This is a genomic window from Pseudomonas sp. S1(2024), from assembly GCF_046557535.1.
In genome coordinates this window covers 65,011-83,001 of record NZ_JBKGFP010000072.1, presented here as the reverse complement: position 1 = coordinate 83,001, position 17,991 = coordinate 65,011, and the positions used below count along the sequence as shown (strand labels likewise).

Annotated in this window: 21 protein-coding genes; 3 read left to right on the top strand and 18 right to left on the bottom strand. The window is 64.2% G+C overall.

Features of this window, described 5'->3' with window-relative positions; translation table 11 throughout:
• Positions 1–168: 168 nt before the first annotated feature.
• The gene (locus ACLCGK_RS20470; RefSeq protein ID WP_410952784.1) at positions 169–1,095 is read right to left on the bottom strand and encodes a class I SAM-dependent methyltransferase; all 927 of its coding nucleotides are present in this window, start codon (positions 1,093–1,095) and stop codon (positions 169–171) included.
• Positions 1,096–1,341: 246 nt separating this feature from the next.
• The gene (locus ACLCGK_RS20465; RefSeq protein ID WP_410952774.1) at positions 1,342–2,241 is read right to left on the bottom strand and encodes a DMT family transporter; all 900 of its coding nucleotides are present in this window, start codon (positions 2,239–2,241) and stop codon (positions 1,342–1,344) included.
• 135 nt (positions 2,242–2,376) lie between these two features.
• On the opposite strand from ACLCGK_RS20465, the gene ACLCGK_RS20460 reads away from it, so the two are divergent.
• From ACLCGK_RS20460 to ACLCGK_RS20450, 3 genes are all read left to right on the top strand, one after another.
• The gene (locus tag ACLCGK_RS20460) at positions 2,377–2,814 is read left to right on the top strand and encodes an Lrp/AsnC family transcriptional regulator (RefSeq protein ID WP_075047026.1); all 438 of its coding nucleotides are present in this window, start codon (positions 2,377–2,379) and stop codon (positions 2,812–2,814) included.
• A gap of 558 nt (positions 2,815–3,372) precedes the next feature.
• Entirely contained in the window at positions 3,373–4,905 is a 1,533-nt protein-coding gene (locus ACLCGK_RS20455) for an NCS1 family nucleobase:cation symporter-1 (RefSeq protein WP_039614451.1), read from the top strand.
• A gap of 16 nt (positions 4,906–4,921) precedes the next feature.
• On the top strand, positions 4,922–5,650 hold the full coding sequence (locus ACLCGK_RS20450) for an aspartate/glutamate racemase family protein (RefSeq protein ID WP_015271178.1): 729 nt from the start codon (positions 4,922–4,924) through the stop codon (positions 5,648–5,650).
• A 138-nt stretch (positions 5,651–5,788) separates the two neighbouring features.
• On the opposite strand, the gene ACLCGK_RS20445 is transcribed toward ACLCGK_RS20450, so the two are convergent.
• From ACLCGK_RS20445 to ccmA, 16 genes are all read right to left on the bottom strand, one after another.
• Complete coding sequence (locus ACLCGK_RS20445; protein WP_397460571.1) at positions 5,789–6,451, bottom strand: histidine phosphatase family protein; 663 nt, start codon at positions 6,449–6,451, stop codon at positions 5,789–5,791.
• A 240-nt stretch (positions 6,452–6,691) separates the two neighbouring features.
• Positions 6,692–7,030 carry an FKBP-type peptidyl-prolyl cis-trans isomerase gene (locus tag ACLCGK_RS20440; RefSeq protein WP_410952773.1) on the bottom strand — a complete coding sequence of 113 codons (339 nt, stop codon included), beginning with the start codon at positions 7,028–7,030 and terminating at the stop codon, positions 6,692–6,694.
• 112 nt (positions 7,031–7,142) lie between these two features.
• A complete protein-coding gene (locus ACLCGK_RS20435) occupies positions 7,143–7,550 on the bottom strand; it encodes a GFA family protein (protein ID WP_039614455.1) in 408 nt (135 codons plus the stop codon).
• Between the two features lie 174 nt (positions 7,551–7,724).
• The gene (locus tag ACLCGK_RS20430; protein WP_397460570.1) at positions 7,725–8,513 is read right to left on the bottom strand and encodes a PhzF family phenazine biosynthesis protein; all 789 of its coding nucleotides are present in this window, start codon (positions 8,511–8,513) and stop codon (positions 7,725–7,727) included.
• A gap of 50 nt (positions 8,514–8,563) precedes the next feature.
• Complete coding sequence (locus ACLCGK_RS20425; RefSeq protein ID WP_015271183.1) at positions 8,564–9,502, bottom strand: 2-hydroxyacid dehydrogenase; 939 nt, start codon at positions 9,500–9,502, stop codon at positions 8,564–8,566.
• A 54-nt stretch (positions 9,503–9,556) separates the two neighbouring features.
• Positions 9,557–9,811, bottom strand: a complete 255-nt coding sequence (locus tag ACLCGK_RS20420) for a hypothetical protein (protein ID WP_410952772.1) — start codon at positions 9,809–9,811, stop codon at positions 9,557–9,559.
• Positions 9,812–10,456: 645 nt separating this feature from the next.
• Complete coding sequence (locus tag ACLCGK_RS20415) at positions 10,457–10,873, bottom strand: hypothetical protein (protein ID WP_013973557.1); 417 nt, start codon at positions 10,871–10,873, stop codon at positions 10,457–10,459.
• A 12-nt stretch (positions 10,874–10,885) separates the two neighbouring features.
• The gene (gene ccmI, locus ACLCGK_RS20410) at positions 10,886–12,076 is read right to left on the bottom strand and encodes a c-type cytochrome biogenesis protein CcmI (RefSeq protein ID WP_410952771.1); all 1,191 of its coding nucleotides are present in this window, start codon (positions 12,074–12,076) and stop codon (positions 10,886–10,888) included.
• A complete protein-coding gene (locus ACLCGK_RS20405; protein WP_003257333.1) occupies positions 12,069–12,557 on the bottom strand; it encodes a cytochrome c-type biogenesis protein in 489 nt (162 codons plus the stop codon). Before ACLCGK_RS20405 ends, ccmI begins: the two co-directional genes overlap by 8 nt.
• Complete coding sequence (locus ACLCGK_RS20400; RefSeq protein ID WP_015271185.1) at positions 12,554–13,090, bottom strand: DsbE family thiol:disulfide interchange protein; 537 nt, start codon at positions 13,088–13,090, stop codon at positions 12,554–12,556. Before ACLCGK_RS20400 ends, ACLCGK_RS20405 begins: the two co-directional genes overlap by 4 nt.
• Positions 13,087–15,060: a heme lyase CcmF/NrfE family subunit gene (locus tag ACLCGK_RS20395; RefSeq protein ID WP_015271186.1), complete on the bottom strand. Its 1,974-nt coding sequence runs from the start codon at positions 15,058–15,060 to the stop codon at positions 13,087–13,089. Before ACLCGK_RS20395 ends, ACLCGK_RS20400 begins: the two co-directional genes overlap by 4 nt.
• An 11-nt stretch (positions 15,061–15,071) precedes the next feature.
• Positions 15,072–15,527 carry a cytochrome c maturation protein CcmE gene (gene ccmE, locus ACLCGK_RS20390; protein WP_015271187.1) on the bottom strand — a complete coding sequence of 152 codons (456 nt, stop codon included), beginning with the start codon at positions 15,525–15,527 and terminating at the stop codon, positions 15,072–15,074.
• Complete coding sequence (gene ccmD, locus ACLCGK_RS20385) at positions 15,524–15,700, bottom strand: heme exporter protein CcmD (RefSeq protein WP_003257324.1); 177 nt, start codon at positions 15,698–15,700, stop codon at positions 15,524–15,526. The genes ccmE and ccmD overlap by 4 nt, the downstream gene beginning before the upstream one ends.
• Entirely contained in the window at positions 15,697–16,464 is a 768-nt protein-coding gene (locus tag ACLCGK_RS20380) for a heme ABC transporter permease (RefSeq protein WP_012273476.1), read from the bottom strand. The genes ccmD and ACLCGK_RS20380 overlap by 4 nt, the downstream gene beginning before the upstream one ends.
• Before the next feature lie 46 nt (positions 16,465–16,510).
• Positions 16,511–17,188, bottom strand: coding sequence for a heme exporter protein CcmB (gene ccmB / locus ACLCGK_RS20375; RefSeq protein ID WP_013973563.1), 678 nt, complete (start codon positions 17,186–17,188; stop codon positions 16,511–16,513).
• Positions 17,176–17,808, bottom strand: a complete 633-nt coding sequence (ccmA, locus tag ACLCGK_RS20370) for a cytochrome c biogenesis heme-transporting ATPase CcmA (RefSeq protein ID WP_013973564.1) — start codon at positions 17,806–17,808, stop codon at positions 17,176–17,178. Before ccmA ends, ccmB begins: the two co-directional genes overlap by 13 nt.
• Positions 17,809–17,991 lie beyond the last annotated feature (183 nt).

Below are 17,991 nucleotides of genomic sequence, written 5' to 3'. Positions count from 1 at the left end.
AGCCAGCTCCCACAGGTACTCCACAGTACTCAACACCTGTGCAGTACCTGTGGGAGCTGGCTTGTGCAGAAGACCCACTTCAATGATGGTGGGGTGTTTGACCAGATCTACACCAACAATCAGTAATTGATGCAGGCAGGTCCGGCGATTGGGCCGGTACAGGCAACATCAGACCTGACGGAATACCAGGGCCTTCAAGCCCCCCGCCGGGTCCACGTCAGGAAACTCCGGTGGGTTCTCCAGCCGCTCGACGAATTTCAGCGACGGCGCCTGCTCCGCCATCCCCTCGATCAGAAACTCTGGCCCGATGCCCGGATCGTTCACGCATGCCAGCACCGTCCCGCCCTCGCTCAACAACTCCGGCAAGCGCCGCAGGATCTTCGCGTAATCCTGGGTCAGCACAAAACTGCCGCGCTGGAAGGTCGGCGGGTCGATGATGATCAGGTCGTAAGGCCCGTACTTGCGCACCTTGCCCCACGACTTGAACAGCTCGTGCCCCAGGTAGGCCACCCGCGACGCATCGTGGCCATTGAGGCGGTGGTTGTCGCGGCCCCGGGACAACGCCGACTTGGCCATGTCCAGGTTCACCACCTGCTCGGCGCCACCGGCAATCGCCGCCACCGAGAAACCGCAGGTGTAGGCGAACAGGTTCAGCACGCGCTTGCCCGCCGCCTGCTCGCGCACCCAGCGCCGACCATAGCGCATGTCGAGGAACAGGCCATTGTTCTGCCGCACGCCCAGGTCCAGCAGGTAGGTCAGCCCATCCTCGACCACCTCGCGCTGCTGGCACGGTTCGCCCAGCAGCCACTGGCCCGGGCTGTCGGGCAGGTAGCGATGCTGGAGAAGGATGGCTTGACCAGTCCACTGCGGGCGCTCGGCGAGCGTGAGCAGCATGGATTCCAGTTCGGCCAGCTGGCCTTCCGCCGGCTCGCGGAACAGAGCGACCGATAGCACGCCTTGCAGCCAGTCCACGGTGACCTGCTCCAGGCCCGCCCAGCAGCGGCCGCGGCCGTGGAACAGGCGGCGGGTTTCCTGCGGGGCAGGGTCGAGGGCGGCGAGCAGGTGTTGCTCCAGAGTCTGGATCGGCGAAGTCATCATGGGTCGCAAGCTGGCAAAAGCGGCATTCTACCCCCAGAGGGCGCTTCGCGCCCTATCGCCGGCAAGCCAGCTCCCACAGGTCCTGCGCAAGCTTTGAGAACTGTGCATTACCTGGGAGCAACTTGTACTGCCTGTACTGGCCTCATCGCTGACAAGCCAGGCTCCTATAGGTACTGCGCATGGCTTGAGCCCGATGCGGTCGAAGTGGGAGCTGGCTTGCCGGCGATAGGCCGCAAAGCGGCCTCAATGCCCCTTGACCGCTATCGTCCTGGGCCGGAACCACCACCCCTGCTGCATCCCCGCCGCCGCCAGCAGGATCAACGCCACCCCTAGCCACTGCAACGGTGCCAGCCGGTGCCCGAACGCCACCCAGTCCACCAGAATCGCCGCAATCGGGTAGATGAACGACAGTGCCCCGGTCAGCGCCGTGGGCAAGCGCTGGATGGCGCTGTACAGCAACACATACATCAAGCCGGTGTGCACCATGCCCAAGGTCACCAGGCTGGCCAGCGCCGGCACTTCACCCGGCAACCCGCCAAGCTTGACCCACGGCGCCAGCAACAGCACACCCGTGGCCACCTGGATCAGCGCGATCAGGTGCGGTGGCGTGCCACTCAAGCGCTTGATGATCAACGCCGCGATGGCATACAGGAAGGCCGCCCCCAGCGCCAGCGCAATGCCCAGCAAATAGTCCTCACCGCCACCCTGCCCCGCGCCATGGGCACTGACGATGGCCAGCATGCCGAGGAACGCCACGCTCAGCCAGGTGACCTTGGCCAGGGTGATCTTCTCGCCCAGGAACATCGCCGCCAGCCCCACCAGCATGAACGGCTGCACGTTGTACACCGCCGTGCCGATGGCAATCGACGCCCGCGAATAGGAGGCGAACAGCAACACCCAATTGCCGACAATGGCCACACCGCTGGCAATCGCCAGCAGGAACGCCGTGCGGCTGATCACGCCTGGCCGCAGAAAGCCGAACCCAGCGCAAATCGCCAGCAAGGTCACGGCACCGAACACGCAGCGCCAGAACACCACCTCGAGCACCGGCTGGCCTGACACCAGCACGAACCAGCCGATGGTCCCGGAAATCAGCATGGCGGCAACCATTTCCAGCGAGCCACGACGCAATGAACTGTCCATCTCAAAACCTCCTGTTGACGATGGCAACAGTATGCAAAGGTTGTCGGTGAGCCTTCCAGCGCATAACGAAGGAAGATTGGCCAGTTTGCCTTTACTATCAAGGCAAATAACGCGAACTACCTGCTTGAGGTGACCATGACCGATGCCATCGACCAACTGCTGATCAACGCGCTGATGGAAGACTCGCGCCGCTCGCTCAAGGCCCTGGCGCAGATCAGCGGGCTGTCGGCGCCCAGCGTCAGCGAACGCCTGCGCCGCCTGGAGGAACGCGGCGTGTTGCGCGGTTACACCGTAGAGGTCGACCCGCGCGCTTTTGGCTACCAGTTGCAGGCCATCGTGCGCATCCGCCCGCTACCCGGGCAGCTGCAGGAGGTGGAACGGCAGATCGTTGCCATTCCCGAGTTCACCGAGTGCGACAAGGTTACTGGCGAGGACTGCTTCATCGCCCGGCTGCATGTGCGCTCGATGGAGCAGTTGGATACCCTGCTCGACCGCATCAATGTGCTGGCCGAGACCAACACCGCCATCATCAAGAAAAGCCCGGTGAAGCGGCGGTTGCCGCCGATGGATTGATTTCTTCCTGTTCTGGCCTCTTCGCGGGCACGCCCGCTCCCACAGGATCTCCACAGTCCAGGATGCTGTGCGGTCCCTGTGGGAGCGGGCGCGCCCGCGAAGAGGCCAGCACAGGAAAAAGCTGACTAATTTTTGTACACAAGAATGTCACCATAAGTGCCGTTTTTGTGTGCACTTTCCAAGATCACGCCCCAATACGTTACACACTTCCCACAACTTATTCTGACCAAATGATCAACTAAATCATCCTCGAAAAATTTAAACCTGTTCATTTGGTCAACTTATATCCCCTTCATTTCATCAACTTATATTTCAACAAGATAGATTCGAAATGATGGCCAGCTGAAGTTTGCTTTTTCCTTGGCATGGAACTCGCTTTTGTGTGTTCGTGTTTTGTATACAAACAAAGCAAAACATAAATACACAAGAACCCGCGACGCCGACCCCACATCGGCCGCCGCGCCCCAAACCCTGAGATGCCAACGCTGCACCGACGAGATGGCGAGCCCGTGCGCATGCCCGCTCATCGCAGTCCACGTGCATCAGGAGCCCGCCGGAATGAGTACCAGCTTCGACCTTGCCCCTGAACTATCCGTCGCCAGCACCCACCCCGCGTCCACTCTCGCCGGCAGCCAGCCGGAACTCGCCCTGAGCCCGCGCCTGCATAACCGCGACCTCGCGCCGACGCGCATCGAAGGTCGCCGCTGGGGCGGCTACAGCATCTTTGCGCTGTGGACCAACGATGTGCACAACATCGCCAACTACTCGTTCGCCATGGGCTTGTTCGCCCTCGGCCTGGGTGGCTGGCAGATCCTGCTGTCGCTGGCCATCGGCGCGGCGCTGGTGTACTTCTTCATGAACCTGTCCGGCTACATGGGGCAGAAGACCGGCGTACCATTCCCGGTCATCAGCCGCATCGCCTTCGGCATCCATGGTGCGCAGATTCCGGCGTTGATTCGTGCGGTCATCGCCATCGCCTGGTTCGGCATCCAGACCTACCTGGCTTCGGTGGTGCTGCGCGTGCTGCTCACCGCTGTATGGCCGCAGATGGCAGCCTATGACCATGACAGCATCCTCGGCCTGTCGAGCCTGGGCTGGGTGTGCTTCGTGTCGATCTGGCTGGTGCAGCTGGTGATCCTGGCCTATGGCATGGAGATGGTGCGCCGCTACGAGGCCTTTGCCGGCCCGGTGATCCTGCTGACCGTCGCCGCCCTGGCGGTGTTCATGTACTTCAAGGCCGACGCCCGCATCGCCTGGTCGGTGGCCGAACCGCTGACCGGCTACGAGATGTGGCGCAACATATTTGCCGGCGGCGCGCTGTGGCTGGCGATCTACGGCACCCTGGTGCTGAACTTCTGTGACTTCGCCCGCTCCTCGCCATGCCGCAAGACCATCCGCGTCGGCAACTTCTGGGGCCTGCCGGTGAACATCCTGGTGTTCGCCGTGATCACCGTGGTGCTGTGCGGCGCGCAGTTCCAGATCAACGGCCAGATCATCGACAGCCCGACCCAGATCGTCGCGGCCATCCCAAGTACAGCGTTCCTGGTACTGGGCTGCCTGGCCTTCCTGATCGTGACGGTGGCGGTGAACATCATGGCCAACTTCGTCGCCCCGGCCTTCGTCCTCAGCAACCTGGCACCGCGTCACCTGAACTTCCGCCGCGCCGGGCTGATCAGCGCCACCCTGGCGGTATTGATCCTGCCGTGGAACCTGTACAACAGCCCGCTGGTGATCGTGTACTTCCTGTCCGGCTTGGGTGCCCTGCTCGGCCCGCTGTACGGGGTGATCATGTCCGACTACTGGTTGCTGCGCAAAGGCTGCATCAACGTGCCGCAGCTGTACAGCGAAGACCCGGCTGGCGCCTACCACTACACCAAGGGCATCAACCTGCGCGCCGTGGCCGCCTTTGTGCCGGCCGCCCTGCTGGCCATCGTCCTGGCCCTGGTGCCCAACTTCCATGGAGTGGCGCCATTCTCCTGGCTGATCGGTGCCGGCATCGCCGCCGCACTTTACCTGCTGATCGCCCCACGCAAACACCAATACCAGGACGTCAGCGGCGAATGCATCGCCGTGGACCACAGCAGCCATTGACCAGGGAGGACTACCCATGCGCATTCTGATCGCCAACGTCAACACCACCGAAGCCATCACCGAAGCCATTGCCGAACAGGCCCGTGCGGTGGCAGCGCCCGGCACCGAAATCATCGGCCTCACCCCATGGTTCGGTGCCGAGTCGGTGGAAGGCAACTTCGAAAGTTACCTGGCCGCCATCGCGGTGATGGACCGGGTACTGGCCTACGAAGGCCCTTACGACGCCGTGATCCAGGCGGGTTACGGCGAACATGGCCGCGAGGGCTTGCAGGAACTGCTGAACGTGCCGGTAGTGGACATCACCGATGCAGCCGCCAGCACGGCGATGTACCTGGGCCATGCCTACTCGGTGGTGACCACCCTGGACCGCACCGTGCCGCTGATCGAGGACCGCCTGAAGCTCTCCGGCCTGTATGACCGCTGCGCATCTGTACGCGCCAGCGGGCTGGCAGTGCTGGAGCTGGAAGCCGACCCGCAGCGCGCGGTGGAGGCGATTGTCGAGCAGGCAGAACGCGCCGTGCGTGACGACAAGGCCGAGGTGATCTGCCTGGGTTGCGGCGGCATGGCCGGTTTGGACGAGCAGATCCGCCAGCGCACCGGCGTGCCGGTGGTGGATGGTGTGAGTGCGGCGGTGACCATGGCCGAATCGCTGGTGCGCATGGGCTTGAGTACCTCCAAGGTCCGTACCTATGCCACGCCACGGGTGAAGAAAGTGGTGGGTTGGCCGATGCGGTTCGGACGCTAACCTTCTATTTGCCTGTGCCGGCCCTTTCGCGGGCTTGCCCGCTCCCACAGGCCCCCACCGCTCTCAAGGGCTGTGCTGTACCTGTGGGAGCGGGCAAGCCCGCGAAGAGGCCGGTACAGGCAAACCATCACCAGCGGATCAGGTCGGGCAGCTATGCGCACCATCATTCAGGCCCTGACGCACATTGCGGCTGAGCAGGCTGGCCTTGCCGTCGTGCCAGGTCAGGGTCAGGACGTAGAGGGTGTCGAAGTCGTCGCCGCTCCAGTCCTCGGTGATCACCCGCTTTTCACCGAGGGCCTTGCCAGCCACGGCATTGATCAGGTCAGGGAGGTAGCCATGCGACCAGGCGGTGTACACGGTCGCGTTACGGTACTTGTCGCGCAGCAGCTCTTCGGCCAGCGCGTCGGTGTCGTTGGCGCCATAGTCGATGTTTACCGGCAGGCCCAGGCGAATGGCGCTGGGGCTGATGGTCATCAGCGGGCGAATGTAGCTGTAGCTTTGGTCCTTGCTGCCTTCCTCGACATGCCGCGAGGGGTTGGCAGCGAACACGTAGTCGGCCTTGCCAAAGCGCTCGGGCAGCACGGTAGCCAGGTCCAACGCACGGTTGAGGCCCTGGCAGTTCAACTGGCCCAGCCCCTCACCCGGCTTCTCGGCGTGGCGCAGGAACACAAGGGTCTGGGTGCCATCCACCGGTTGCGCCCGGCTTTCGACTGCTTCCAGCGCCAGCGGTACGGCTATGGCTGCAAGCGTCAGGCTCAGCAACCAGTGACGACGACGGCGGAAGAATGTTGGCAACTTCATCAAAACAGGCCCATGTGGCAGAAAGAATCGGGTAGACCCGCCACATCACCCCGCCAACAGCACCGCGGGGCATCCTTGTAGTGAATGCCGTCCTTGGCAACGAGTGAGGGTGAGAGTGCCCTGAACCCGTTTGGTTCCTCCCTGGAGGTGGATGCCGTTCCCTAGGCAAGGCTTAGATTAGAGGATGGGGTGTTGCTGAAATGTGTAGGGCGCAAGAACATCGGGTTGCAGTACTGCCACTCAATCATCCCGCGTCAGCACTTCCAGCAATTCGATCTCGAAGGTCAAATCCGAATTCGGCGGAATCTCCCCCACGCTGCGTTCGCCATAGCCCAGGTGCGCCGGTACCAGCAACTTGCGCTTGCCGCCAACGCGCATACCCATCAGGCCTTGATCCCACCCCTTGATTACCCGACCAGTGCCGATCACGCACTGGAACGGCTTGCCGCGCGACCAGGACGAGTCGAACTCGCTGCCGTCGGCCAGCCAACCGGTGTACTGGGTGGTGATCAGGGCGCCTTTGACGGCGGCTTTGCCATCCCCCTCCACAAGGTCGATGATCTGCAGTTCTTGGCTCACGGGGCATACTCCAACGCTGGAAACAAAGCCGCCCTTTTCTCAGGAATGCACCGGTTTGGCAAGTTCGCGTGGCGTTTCGTGCTGGCGCATCGATCACAGCACGCCGCCTGAATCAGCCGAGCTGCTCGAAGGCTTCCTGGCCAGTCAGTTCCTTGGTCTGGTTGGCGAAGCAATACCAGGCGGGTTTCTGTTCGACGAAGATCTGCAAGTCGAAATGCCACTCCTGGTCGCCGTCGAGCAGGCCGACCGGCACGGCGTGGAAGTCATTGGCCTTGAGCCGGTAGTACAGATGCGTGCCGCACTGGCCGCAGAAGCCGCGCTGGGCCCAATCGGAAGACTCATAGACGCTGGGCGCGCGCCCTTCGATCACCGGTGGCTGGCTGCAATGCACCACCAGCAATGGGCCGCCGGTCCATTTGCGGCACATGCTGCAGTGGCAGGCGCTGATATGGGTATTGTCGACGGTGACCTTGAGCCGGGTGGCGCCGCACAGGCAGGTGCCGTGTTTTTCCAGGGCCATGGCTGGCTCCTTGAGCGGAAGATGGGCCAGCAAGTATAGATGCCTGTACCGGTCTCATCGCCGGCAAGCCTGCTCCCACCCCGACCGCGCCGTTCTCAGGCCAGTGCAGTACCTGTGGGAGCTGGCTTGCCGGCGATGAGGCCGGCACAGGCAGCACAAGACAGTTGCCCAAGGTCAGATGTACACCGTACCGCGCAGGTACAACGCCGCCCGCCCGCTGATGATCACCCGGCCGTTACCCGGCACTTCGCACTGCAGCTGCCCTTTGCGCACCCCACCCTGCTCGCAGCTCAGCACGTTCCTACCCAGACGCTCTGCCCATATCGGCGCCAGCGAGGTGTGCGCCGAGCCAGTCACCGGGTCTTCGTTCACGCCAACCCTCGGGCCGAACCAGCGGGTGACGAAATCAAAGCCACGGCCTGCCGCGGTAACGGCGATACCGCGCACATCGAAGGCCGACAGCGCAACGAAATCCGGCTTCAGGGTGTCGAGCAACAGGGCGTCATCGATCACTACCACATAGTCGTCACTGCGGTACAGCGCCTGTGCCTGGCCCAGGCCCAGCGCCTGCAACAGGCCCGGTAGCATGTCCACGGCGACCGGCTGCTTGGCCGGGAAGTCCATGGCCAGCAGCCCGTCAGCGTTGCGGCTGACCCGCAGCTCGCCACTGCGGGTGTTGAAACGCAGCACCTGCGCCTGCTCGCCCAGCTGTTCGAACAGCACATAGGCCGAGGCCAGGGTGGCATGGCCGCACAGGTCGACTTCCACGGTCGGGGTGAACCAGCGCAGGTCGAAGGTTTCGCCGTTGCGCACGAAGTAGGCGGTTTCCGAGAGGTTGTTCTCTTCGGCAATGCGCTGCAGCACGTCGTCCGGCAGCCAGCTTTGCAGTGGGATCACTGCCGCCGGGTTGCCCCCGAACGGCTCGGCGGAAAACGCATCGACCTGGAAGATTTCAAGTTGCATGCACACACTCCTTGTTGCCCGATCGCTGCCAGGCAGATGTATGAAAAGGGTTACTGGCGTACCGGAGTCAACACGGCTTCGCCGGCAAAGAACGCCTGCAGGTTGCGCAGCACTAGGGTCACCGTATCGCGCGCCGCCTCCGGCGACTGGCCGGCCACGTGGGGGGTGAGCACGGTGTTGCCAAGGGCCTTGAGGGCATCGGGTACAGCCGGCTCGTCGTCGAACACATCCAGTGCCGCACCAGCCAGCTGGCCATGCTGCAGCGCGGCCACCAGGGCCTGGGTGTCGACCACGCTGGCTCGGGCGATATTCACCAGGTAGCCCTCGGCCCCCAGGGCCTCGAGCACCTGCGCATCGACCAGGTGACGAGTGTTGGCTCCCCCGGGGGTTGCCACCACCAGGATGTCGACGGCGTCAGCCAAGTGCTGCGGGCTGTCGTACCAGGTGTAGGGCACATCCTGGCGCGGCGTGCGGCTGTGGTAACTGACGGGCATGGCGAAGCCCAGGTGGGCGCGCCTGGCGATGGCCAGGCCCACCGCACCAAGGCCGAGAATGCCCAGGCGCTTGCCACTCACCGAGGGGCTGATCACCCGGTTCCATTCGCCCCGGCGGGTACTGGCATCGGCGCGGGGAATGTCGCGCAACAGCGCCAGCAGCAGGGCGAGGGTGTGGTCGGCGACCGCTTCGGCATTGGCCCCGGCGCCGTTGGTGACAGTGATGCCGCGCGCAGCGGCCGCGGCCAGATCGACCTGTTCGTAGCCGGCACCGATCACGCAGATGATCTGCAGTTTGGACAGCGTGTCGATTTCGCTGGCAGTCAGGCCCAGCGGGCCGCGGGTGAGCACGGCATCTACTTCATGGGCATGGCGCTGGATGGCCTCGGCCCGCAGTTGCGGCGAAGGGGCACGGATCAAACGGTAGCCGGCCTGCTCCAGCATGGGCAGGTAATCATCGACGGTTTCCACCAGCACCAGGACTGTCTTGTGCATGCCACCTCCGGGTCAGTTCGAGGCGACATTATGCGGAGTCACCGGCCAGTACAGTCAACCGAAATAAAGAGGTGGAACTGCACTGTTCTGCTTAGCTCTGCTCTGCTCTGCTCTGCTCTTGCTCTTGCTCTTGCTCTTGCTCTTGCTCTTGCTCTTGATCTTGATCTTGATCTTGATCTTGATCTTGATCTTGATCTTGATCTTGATCTTGATCTTGATCTTGATCTTGATCTTGATCTTGATCTTGATCTTGATCTTCGCGACTTCAGGAGGCCGAGCAGAGGTCTTGCGGAGGGAGGTGACGGGCATGGATGCCCGTCAAGCGCTGAGGCCCCATGGATGGGGCCTGCAGCGCGTACTCCCGGGAGCAAGACCGGCGCGAGGGAACCCCGGAGCGCAGCGCAGGGGCCGGATGATGGGAGCGCAGCGTTTTTTGGTTACTTTTTGTCGCGTTTGACAAAAAGTGACTCGCCGTAAGGGCGAAAAGGTGAGTATGCGTCGCCATCGTAAATGGACTATGCGCGAGATCAAGACCGGTACTTTTCCGCTCTTCGCTCTTCGCTCTTCGCTCTTCGCTCTTCGCTCTTCGCTTTCAAGCGTGGGCATCAACAACAAGGTCAACATTCATTTTCGAAGGTGGCGCTTAATCACCTTTCCGCCCTTACGGCGGGTCACTTTTTGTCAAACGCGACAAAAAGTAACCAAAAAACGCTGGCTCCTATCATCCGGCCCCTACGCTGCGCTCCGGGGTTCCCTCGCTACGGGCCTGCTCCCGGGAGTACGCGCTGCAGGCCCCATCCATGGGGCCTCAGCGCTTGACGGGCATCCATGCCCGTCACCTCCCTCCGCAGTCCCTTCGCTCGGCCTCCTGAAGTCGCAATCGGCGGCGCCTGGACTACCGCGCGCTTAAAAGCAAAAGCAACGGCAACGGCAACGGCAACGGCAACGTTGCAATTATTGGGCGAACGCACGCCCCAGACCACCCGGCACACCGCTGCTGTCAGTCTCCTGCCACGGTCCATCCGGGCTCAGCGACCAGCTCCAGCCGTTGTTGAAGCGGTAGTAGGTCCGCTGACGGTAGAAGGTATTGGGCTTCTTCTCCAGCACATACACACCCAGCTTCGGGTCCCAATGGCTCGCCCCGCCAGGCGGCGGCGCGAAGCTGGCCGAGGTGCGAGGCATCGGCTTGGGCGTGGCCGCAGGCTTGCTCGGCGCGGGGGCCGGCTGCCTGTCCGGCAAGGGCTTGACCGCCGGCCCCGGCGGCGGCAGGCGCTCGATCGGTGGTTCGGGCTGCTCGTACGGCTCATGCACCGTACACGCAGACAAACCCAGGGCCAGGGTGATCAGGGTCAGGCGGACGATGCTGTGCATGGCATTGCTCTCTTACGGGTCGGGGCTGTCGATGGTCAGGTGCTGGATGGCCTGGGTGGCGCTGGGCAATGGCGTGCCCTGGCCAATCCACTCGCCATGGGTTGGCTGGCCAGCGCGTGATACACGTGCAACGAGTTGGACTTCGGCAAAGTCCGACAGTTTCATCTGCGGCATCATGGCGTCAGCATCGGACAGTTCCACCTCGATCGGCAACTGCGCCACGGTCACCCGCTTGGCCGCCAGCGGCATGGGTGGGCCATTGCTGGCGCGGGCGAAGATGAATACCGTGTCGTCCGGCTTGACCTTGTCCTTCAACGCCGCAGCCAGTTCCACGCGCACCTTCAAGCGAGCCGCCACGGGCGCCGCAGACTGCCCCGGCGAACCACCCAGGCGCTCGGCGGCGCGGTCGATGCCGCCCTGCAGCGCCGCACGCGAGGTATCACCTTCCGGCAGCTGCGCCAGCAGGCGCTTCCAGTAATCGATGGCTTCCTGGTAACGCTCGCCCTCGAAGGCAGCGATACCACGCAGCCCCAGGCTGGTCACTTCGTTGGGGTCGGCTTTCAGCGCCTCGTCAGTCAGCGCCTGCAGCTGCGGGCTCCATTTCTTGTCGGCGGCGAAGTACAGCGCCTGTGCCCATTGCCCGAGCAATTCGGGCTGGCGACCGGCCAGGGCCACGGCGCGCTCGAAGGTACGCGCGGCATCGGCGGGGCGCTGCTCGGCCATGTAGGCTCGGCCCAGGAAGTACACGGCCTCGGCCGAATCCGGCTGGGCCTGCACCACCCGCTCCAGGCGGGCAGTCATTTCTTCCATCGATTTGGGCGCTTCGGCAAACTCCTGGGTCAGCTCAACCTTGTCGGCCGCGCCGAAATGCAGGTACAGCCCCAATGCCAGCAGCGGCACCAGCAGCGCCGCCAGCAACGGCAGGGCCTTGCCCAGGTGCCCCTGACGCGGGGCCTCGGCACCTTCGGTATCCGCCAGCAGCTCACGGGCGGCCTCGTCACGGCCCTTGGCCATCTGCGCCTCGTCGAGCACGCCAGCGGCCTGCTGGGCAACCAGTTCGGCGACGCGCTCCTGGTACAGTGCCACGTTCAGGGCGGTGCGGTCTTCTTCCTGCTGGCGGCCACGGCCACGCAGGATCGGGATCAGCAGGAAGCTGAGGGCAGCGAGCAGCAGCAGGCCCGCGCTAAGCCAGAATTCAATCATGGGTCTGTTCTTTTTCCAGCAATTTGGCGAGACGCTCGCGTTCTTCGGCGGACAACTCATTGGCGCCCTGCACGGCCGCACTGCGGCGCCGGCGCACGATCAGCGCCAGCACCACGAAACCACCAGCCAGCAAAATCCCCGGGCCGAACCACAGCAGCCAGGTACGCCCGCTGAGCGCCGGCTTGTAGCGCACGAAGTCGCCATAGCGGTCGACCATGAAGTCGACGATCTGCTGGTTGCTCTTGCCCTCGCCGAGCATGCGGAAGATTTCCCGACGCAGGTCGGCGGCAATCGGCGCGTTGGAGTCGGCGATGTCCTGGTTCTGGCACTTGGGGCAGCGCAGCTCTTTGGTCAGCTGCTGGTAGCGCTCACGCTCGGCATCGTCGCGGAACTGGTAGGTGTCGATGGCCGCCTTGGCCACGCCTGCCAGGCTCAACCCCATGAAGAGCCCCAGCACGGCAGCTGCCAGCCCCCGCTTCATGGCCTGGCCTCGTCGACCAGGCCCTGGTACAGCGGCGCCAGCTGCTCACGCCAGACCGTGGCATCGACCACGCCCACGTGCTTGTAGCGGATGATGCCCTTGGCATCGATCAGGAAGGTTTCCGGCGCGCCATACACGCCCAGGTCCAGGCCCAGGCTGCCCTGCTCGTCACGAATGTCCAGCTGGTACGGGTTGTGGAACTCGGCCAGCCACTTCAGGGCCGCCGCATTGTCGTCCTTGTAGTTGACGCCGTGGATCACCACGCCCTGCTGGGCCAGCTGGTTCAGGTACGGGTGCTCTACCTTGCACGACGGGCACCAGGTGGCCCACACGTTGACCAGTGCCGGGCGGCCACGCAAGTCGGCCTCGGTCAGGGTACGGTCGCCCTGGGTCGAGGCCAGGGAAAACGCCGGGAACGGCTTGCCGATCATTGCCGAGGGCAGCTCGTCGGGCTTGAGGAACAGCCCTTTGTAGAGGAACACCGCCACCAGCAGGAATACCGCCAGGGGGACTACCATGATCCAACGCTTCATGCAGCTGCTCCAGACACGCCCAGGGCATCACGCACCCGGGTCTTGACCTTGACGCGATAGCGCCGGTCGAGGGCCGCCAGCAACCCGCCCAGGCCGGTCAGCAGACCGCCCAGCCAGATCCAGCGGACGTAAGGCTTGATATGCACGCGGACCGCCCAGGCACCGTTCTCCAGCGGCTCGCCGAGGGCGACGTACAGGTCGCGGGTAAAGCCGGCGTCGATGCCAGCTTCGGTCATCATCGACTGCTGCACGGTGTACAGGCGCTTCTCCGGGTGCAGGGTGGTCACTTCACGGCCATCGCGGCTGACCACCACGGTGCCCTTGTCGGAGATGAAGTTCGGCCCTTCGAAGTGCCGGGCCCCCTGGAACAGGAAGTGGTAACCGCCCAGCTCCACGCTCTCGCCCGGTGCCATGCGCAGGTCGCGTTCAGCGCTGTTGTTGCTCGACAGCACCACGCCCAGCGCGCACACCGCCAGGCCCAGGTGCGCCAGCTGCATGCCCCAGTAGCTGCGACCCAGGCCAGGCAGGCCCTTGAGCAGGCCTTTGTGACGGGTCTTGTCGAGAATGTCGCGCAGCCCGCCAAGCACCACCCAGGCGGCCAGGGCGAAGGCGGTCAGGGTCGGCCAGTCGAAGTCGTCGACGATAAAGCCTGCCACCGGCGCGAGGATGGCGCTGCCGAGCAGCACCGGGGTCATCATGCTGGCCAGCCATTTGCCGGGGGTGTCTTTCCAGCGCACCACCACGCCCACGCCCAGCACCACCATCAGCAGTGCCATCAGCGGCAGGAACAAGGCGTCGAAATACGGTGGGCCGACCGACAGCTTGGCACCGGTCAACGCATCGAGCACCAGCGGGTAGAGGGTGCCGAGCAGAATCATCGAGGCCGCCACTACCAGCACCAGGTTGTTGGCCAGCAGCAGCGTCTCGCGCGACCACAGGGCAAAGCCGACCTGGCTCTTGACCACCGGTGCGCGCAGGGCGAACAGAGTGAGCGAACCACCGACCACGAACAGCAGGAAGATCAGGATGAAAATGCCTCGCGACGGGTCGGCGGCAAACGCATGCACCGAGGTCAGGACACCGGAGCGCACCAGGAAGGTACCCAGCAGGCTCAGCGAGAACGCGGCAATCGCCAGCAGCACGGTCCAGCTCTTGAATACCCCGCGCTTTTCGGTCACCGCCAGCGAGTGGATCAGCGCCGTACCCACCAGCCAAGGCATGAACGAGGCGTTTTCCACCGGGTCCCAGAACCACCAGCCACCCCAGCCAAGTTCATAGTAGGCCCACCACGAACCCAGGGTAATGCCGACACCGAGGAAGGCCCAGGCAACGATGGTCCAGGGCCGCGACCAGCGCGCCCAGGCGGCGTCCAGGCGGCCACCGAGCAAGGCGGCGATGGCGAAGGCGAAGGCCACCGAGAACCCGACGTAGCCCATGTACAGCATCGGCGGGTGGACGATCAGGCCAAAGTCCTGCAACAGCGGGTTGAGGTCGCGGCCATCGGTCGGCACCTGCGGCAGCAGGCGCTGGAACGGGTTGGAAGTGATGATCAGGAAGCTCAGGAAGCCCACGCTGATCATGCCCATTACCGCAAGCACGCGGGCCAGCATCACCTGCGGCAACTGCCGCGAGAACACCGACACGGCGAAGGTCCAGCCGCCGAGGATCAGCGCCCACAGCAGCAGCGAACCTTCGTGCGCCCCCCACACGGCACTGAACTTGTAATACCAGGGCAAGGCGCTGTTGGAGTTGCTGGCCACATAGGCGACCGAGAAATTGTCGGTCATGAAGGCATGGGTCAGGCAGGCGAAGGCAAAGGCCAGGAAGGCGAACTGCCCCCAGGCAGCCGGTCGCGCCAGGCTCATCCACAGGCTGTCGCCACGCCAGGCGCCGAGCAGCGGCACGCTGGCCTGCACGGCAGCAAAGCAGATGGCCAGGATCATCGCCAGCTGGCCGAGTTCGGGGATCACCAGCGCCGCGTTCATGGCCTGGCCTCCCCGCCGGTGGCGGCCTGGCCGCTTTCCTTCAGGGCCTTGGTAACCTCGGGCGGCATGTACTTCTCGTCGTGCTTGGCCAGTACTTCATCGGCCACCACCACGCCATCGGCGTTGAGCTTGCCGAGGGCGACGATGCCCTGCCCTTCGCGGAACAGGTCGGGGAGGATGCCACGGTAGGTGATCGGCACCGACTTGTTGAAGTCGGTGACCACGAAGCGCACGTCCAGCGAATCGGACGAACGCTGTACCGAACCTTTCTCGACCATGCCGCCGGCGCGGATGCGGGTGTCCAGCGGCGCTTCGCCGTTGGCGATCTGGGTCGGGGTGTAGAACAGGTTGATGTTTTGCTGCAATGCGCTCAAGGCAAAGCCGACGGCAACCCCGACGCCGACCAGCAGGCCGACAATGAGCAACAGGCGTTTCTTGCGCTGCGGATTCACTGGTTGTTCTCCCGGCGCAAACGGCGCGCCTCATCTTGCAGGTAGCGACGGCGGGCCAGCACGGGCGTGGCGACATTCAGCGCCAGCACCGCCAGGCAGATGCCATAGGCCGTCCACACGTACAGGCCATGGTGGCCCATGGCGAGAAAGTCACCGAAGGTGGCGAAACTCATTGTGCGGCCCTCCGCCCCAGGCTGTTCAATACTTCATCCTTGACCCAACTGGCGCGCGCTTCGCGCTTGAGTACTTCAAGGCGCATGCGCAGCAACAGCACCGCGCCGAAGAAGCAGTAGAAGCCCAGCGCCGTGCACAGCAGCGGCAACCACATTTCTGCGGGCATCGCCGGCTTTTCGGTGAGGGTGAAGGTGGCGCCCTGGTGCAGGGTGTTCCACCACTCCACCGAGTACTTGATGATCGGGATGTTCACCACGCCGACGATCGCCAGTACCGCACAGGCCTTGGCTGCACTGTCACGATTACTGATTGCCTGGCCCAGCGCAATAATGCCGAAGTACAGGAACAACAGGATGAGCATGGACGTCAGCCGGGCATCCCAGACCCACCAGCTTCCCCAGGTGGGCTTGCCCCAGATGGCCCCGGTGACCAGCGCCACGGCGGTCATCCAGGCGCCAATGGGGGCGGCGCATTGCAAGGCGACGTCGGCCAGTTTCATCTTCCACACCAGCCCCACCACCCCGGCCACTGCCAGCAGCACGTAGCAGGACTGCGCCAGCATCGCCGCCGGTACGTGGATGTAGATGATGCGGAAGCTGTTGCCTTGCTGGTAGTCCTGGGGGGCGAAGGCCAGGCCCCAGGTGATGCCGACCAGCAGCAGGAGCACGGCAGCGCCGGCAAGCCACGGCAGCATGCGGCCGCTGATGGCATAGAACCATTTGGGGGAGCCCAGCTTGTGGAACCACGTCCAGCTTATTTTCATCAGGGTACATCCAGGGTATTGGCCGGGCTTGAAAGCCCGGGACTCGTTATTCGCCGACGCTGATCTTCAGGCCGGCCGCTATCGCAAAGGGTGCCAGGGTCACGGCCAGGGCCGTCAGGCTGGCGAGCCAGAGCAGGTGGCCGGTTGCCGGCATATTCTGCAACGCCGCTTGCAACGCACCACTGCCCAGGATCAATACAGGGATATACAACGGCAGAATCAGCAATGCCAGCAGCAAACCGCCGCGTTTCAGACCGACTGTCAGCGCCGCGCCCACCGCGCCCAGCAGGCTCAGCACGGGCGTGCCCAGCAGCAGGGAACCGAGCAGCACCGGCAGGCAGTGGCTCGGCAGGCCCAGCATCAGCGCCAGCAGCGGCGCCAACAATACCAGCGCCAGCCCGGAAAAGATCCAGTGTGCCAGCACCTTGGCCAGCACCAGCAGCGCCAACGGGTGCGGCGACAGCACCCACTGTTCCAGCGAGCCGTCCTCGAAATCGCTGCGGAACAGGCCGTCCAGCGACAACAGCACCGCCAGCAGTGCCGCCACCCAGACCAAGCCTGGCGACAAGGTTTGCAACAATTGGCTTTCCGGGCCGACTGCCAGCGGGAACAGTGCAACCACGATGGCGAAGAATACCAACGGGTTGGCCAGCTCGGCCGGGCGGCGGAACAGCAGGCGCGCTTCGCGGCGCAACAACAGGATGAATACGCTCATGCCGCCCATTGCCCCAGGTTCAGTTCACGGTAACCGGAGGGTTTGCGTTCCAGCGTGTGGTGGGTGGTCAGCACCACCGTGCCGCCCTGCTCGCAGTGGGCCGCCAGGTGCGCCTCGAGCTGCGCCACGCCCTGCTTGTCGAGGGCGGTGAAGGGTTCGTCGAGGATCCACAGCGGCGGGCTGGCCAGGTACAGCCGGGCCAGGGCCACGCGGCGCTGCTGGCCGGCAGACAGGGTGTGGCAGGGCACGTCTTCAAAACCACGCAGGCCGACGGCCGCCAGTGCCGCCCAGATCGCCTCGCGGCTGGCTGGCTGGTGCAAGGCGCACAGCCAGGTGAGGTTCTCCTCGGCGGTGAGCAGGTCCTTGATGCCCGCTGCATGGCCGATCCACAACAGGATGCTGGCCAGGGCGTGGCGCTGCTCGGCCAGTGGCTTGCCACCCAGCAGGATCTGCCCGGCCGTCGGCTGCATCAGGCCGGCCAGCAAGCGCAGCAGGCTGGTCTTGCCGCTGCCGTTGGGGCCGCTGATCTGCAGCATGTCGCCGGGCCGCAGCTCGAAAGCGAGGTGCTCGAACAGCAGGCGCCAGTCGCGCTCGCAGGCCAGGCCCGCGGCTTGGAGGTGAAGGGTCACGGTTTCGCCTTATCTTTGTAGGGTTCCGGAGCGGTGTCGCCTGCTTCGCGGGCACGCCCGCTCCCACAAGGTTTCACGCAAGGCTTGAAAGCTGCGCAAAACCCTGTGGGAGCGGGCATGCCCGCGAAGCAGGCGACACGGCCCTGAAGCCCTGTATCTCAAGTCGCCCCCCTCGCTGCCGTT

Bases quoted from the DNA above. Each gene is read 5' to 3' on its own strand.
- ACLCGK_RS20445 (WP_397460571.1), bottom strand. From the start codon at position 6,451: ATGAAGTTGCCAACATTCTTCCGCCGTCGTCGTCACTGGTTGCTGAGC.
- ACLCGK_RS20405 (WP_003257333.1), bottom strand. From the start codon at position 12,557: ATGAAGCGGGGGCTGGCAGCTGCCGTGCTGGGGCTCTTCATGGGGTTG.
- ACLCGK_RS20430 (WP_397460570.1), bottom strand. From the start codon at position 8,513: ATGCAACTTGAAATCTTCCAGGTCGATGCGTTTTCCGCCGAGCCGTTC.
- ccmB (WP_013973563.1), bottom strand. From the start codon at position 17,188: ATGGGCGGCATGAGCGTATTCATCCTGTTGTTGCGCCGCGAAGCGCGC.
- ACLCGK_RS20455 (WP_039614451.1), top strand. From the start codon at position 3,373: ATGAGTACCAGCTTCGACCTTGCCCCTGAACTATCCGTCGCCAGCACC.
- ACLCGK_RS20435 (WP_039614455.1), bottom strand. From the start codon at position 7,550: ATGGCCCTGGAAAAACACGGCACCTGCCTGTGCGGCGCCACCCGGCTC.
- ccmD (WP_003257324.1), bottom strand. From the start codon at position 15,700: ATGAGTTTCGCCACCTTCGGTGACTTTCTCGCCATGGGCCACCATGGC.
- ACLCGK_RS20460 (WP_075047026.1), top strand. From the start codon at position 2,377: ATGACCGATGCCATCGACCAACTGCTGATCAACGCGCTGATGGAAGAC.
- ACLCGK_RS20425 (WP_015271183.1), bottom strand. From the start codon at position 9,502: ATGCACAAGACAGTCCTGGTGCTGGTGGAAACCGTCGATGATTACCTG.
- ACLCGK_RS20415 (WP_013973557.1), bottom strand. From the start codon at position 10,873: ATGCACAGCATCGTCCGCCTGACCCTGATCACCCTGGCCCTGGGTTTG.
- ccmI (WP_410952771.1), bottom strand. From the start codon at position 12,076: ATGATTGAATTCTGGCTTAGCGCGGGCCTGCTGCTGCTCGCTGCCCTC.
- ACLCGK_RS20465 (WP_410952774.1), bottom strand. From the start codon at position 2,241: ATGGACAGTTCATTGCGTCGTGGCTCGCTGGAAATGGTTGCCGCCATG.
- ACLCGK_RS20470 (WP_410952784.1), bottom strand. From the start codon at position 1,095: ATGACTTCGCCGATCCAGACTCTGGAGCAACACCTGCTCGCCGCCCTC.
- ACLCGK_RS20420 (WP_410952772.1), bottom strand. From the start codon at position 9,811: ATGCCCGTCACCTCCCTCCGCAAGACCTCTGCTCGGCCTCCTGAAGTC.
- ACLCGK_RS20400 (WP_015271185.1), bottom strand. From the start codon at position 13,090: ATGAAGCGTTGGATCATGGTAGTCCCCCTGGCGGTATTCCTGCTGGTG.
- ACLCGK_RS20380 (WP_012273476.1), bottom strand. From the start codon at position 16,464: ATGAAAATAAGCTGGACGTGGTTCCACAAGCTGGGCTCCCCCAAATGG.
- ACLCGK_RS20450 (WP_015271178.1), top strand. From the start codon at position 4,922: ATGCGCATTCTGATCGCCAACGTCAACACCACCGAAGCCATCACCGAA.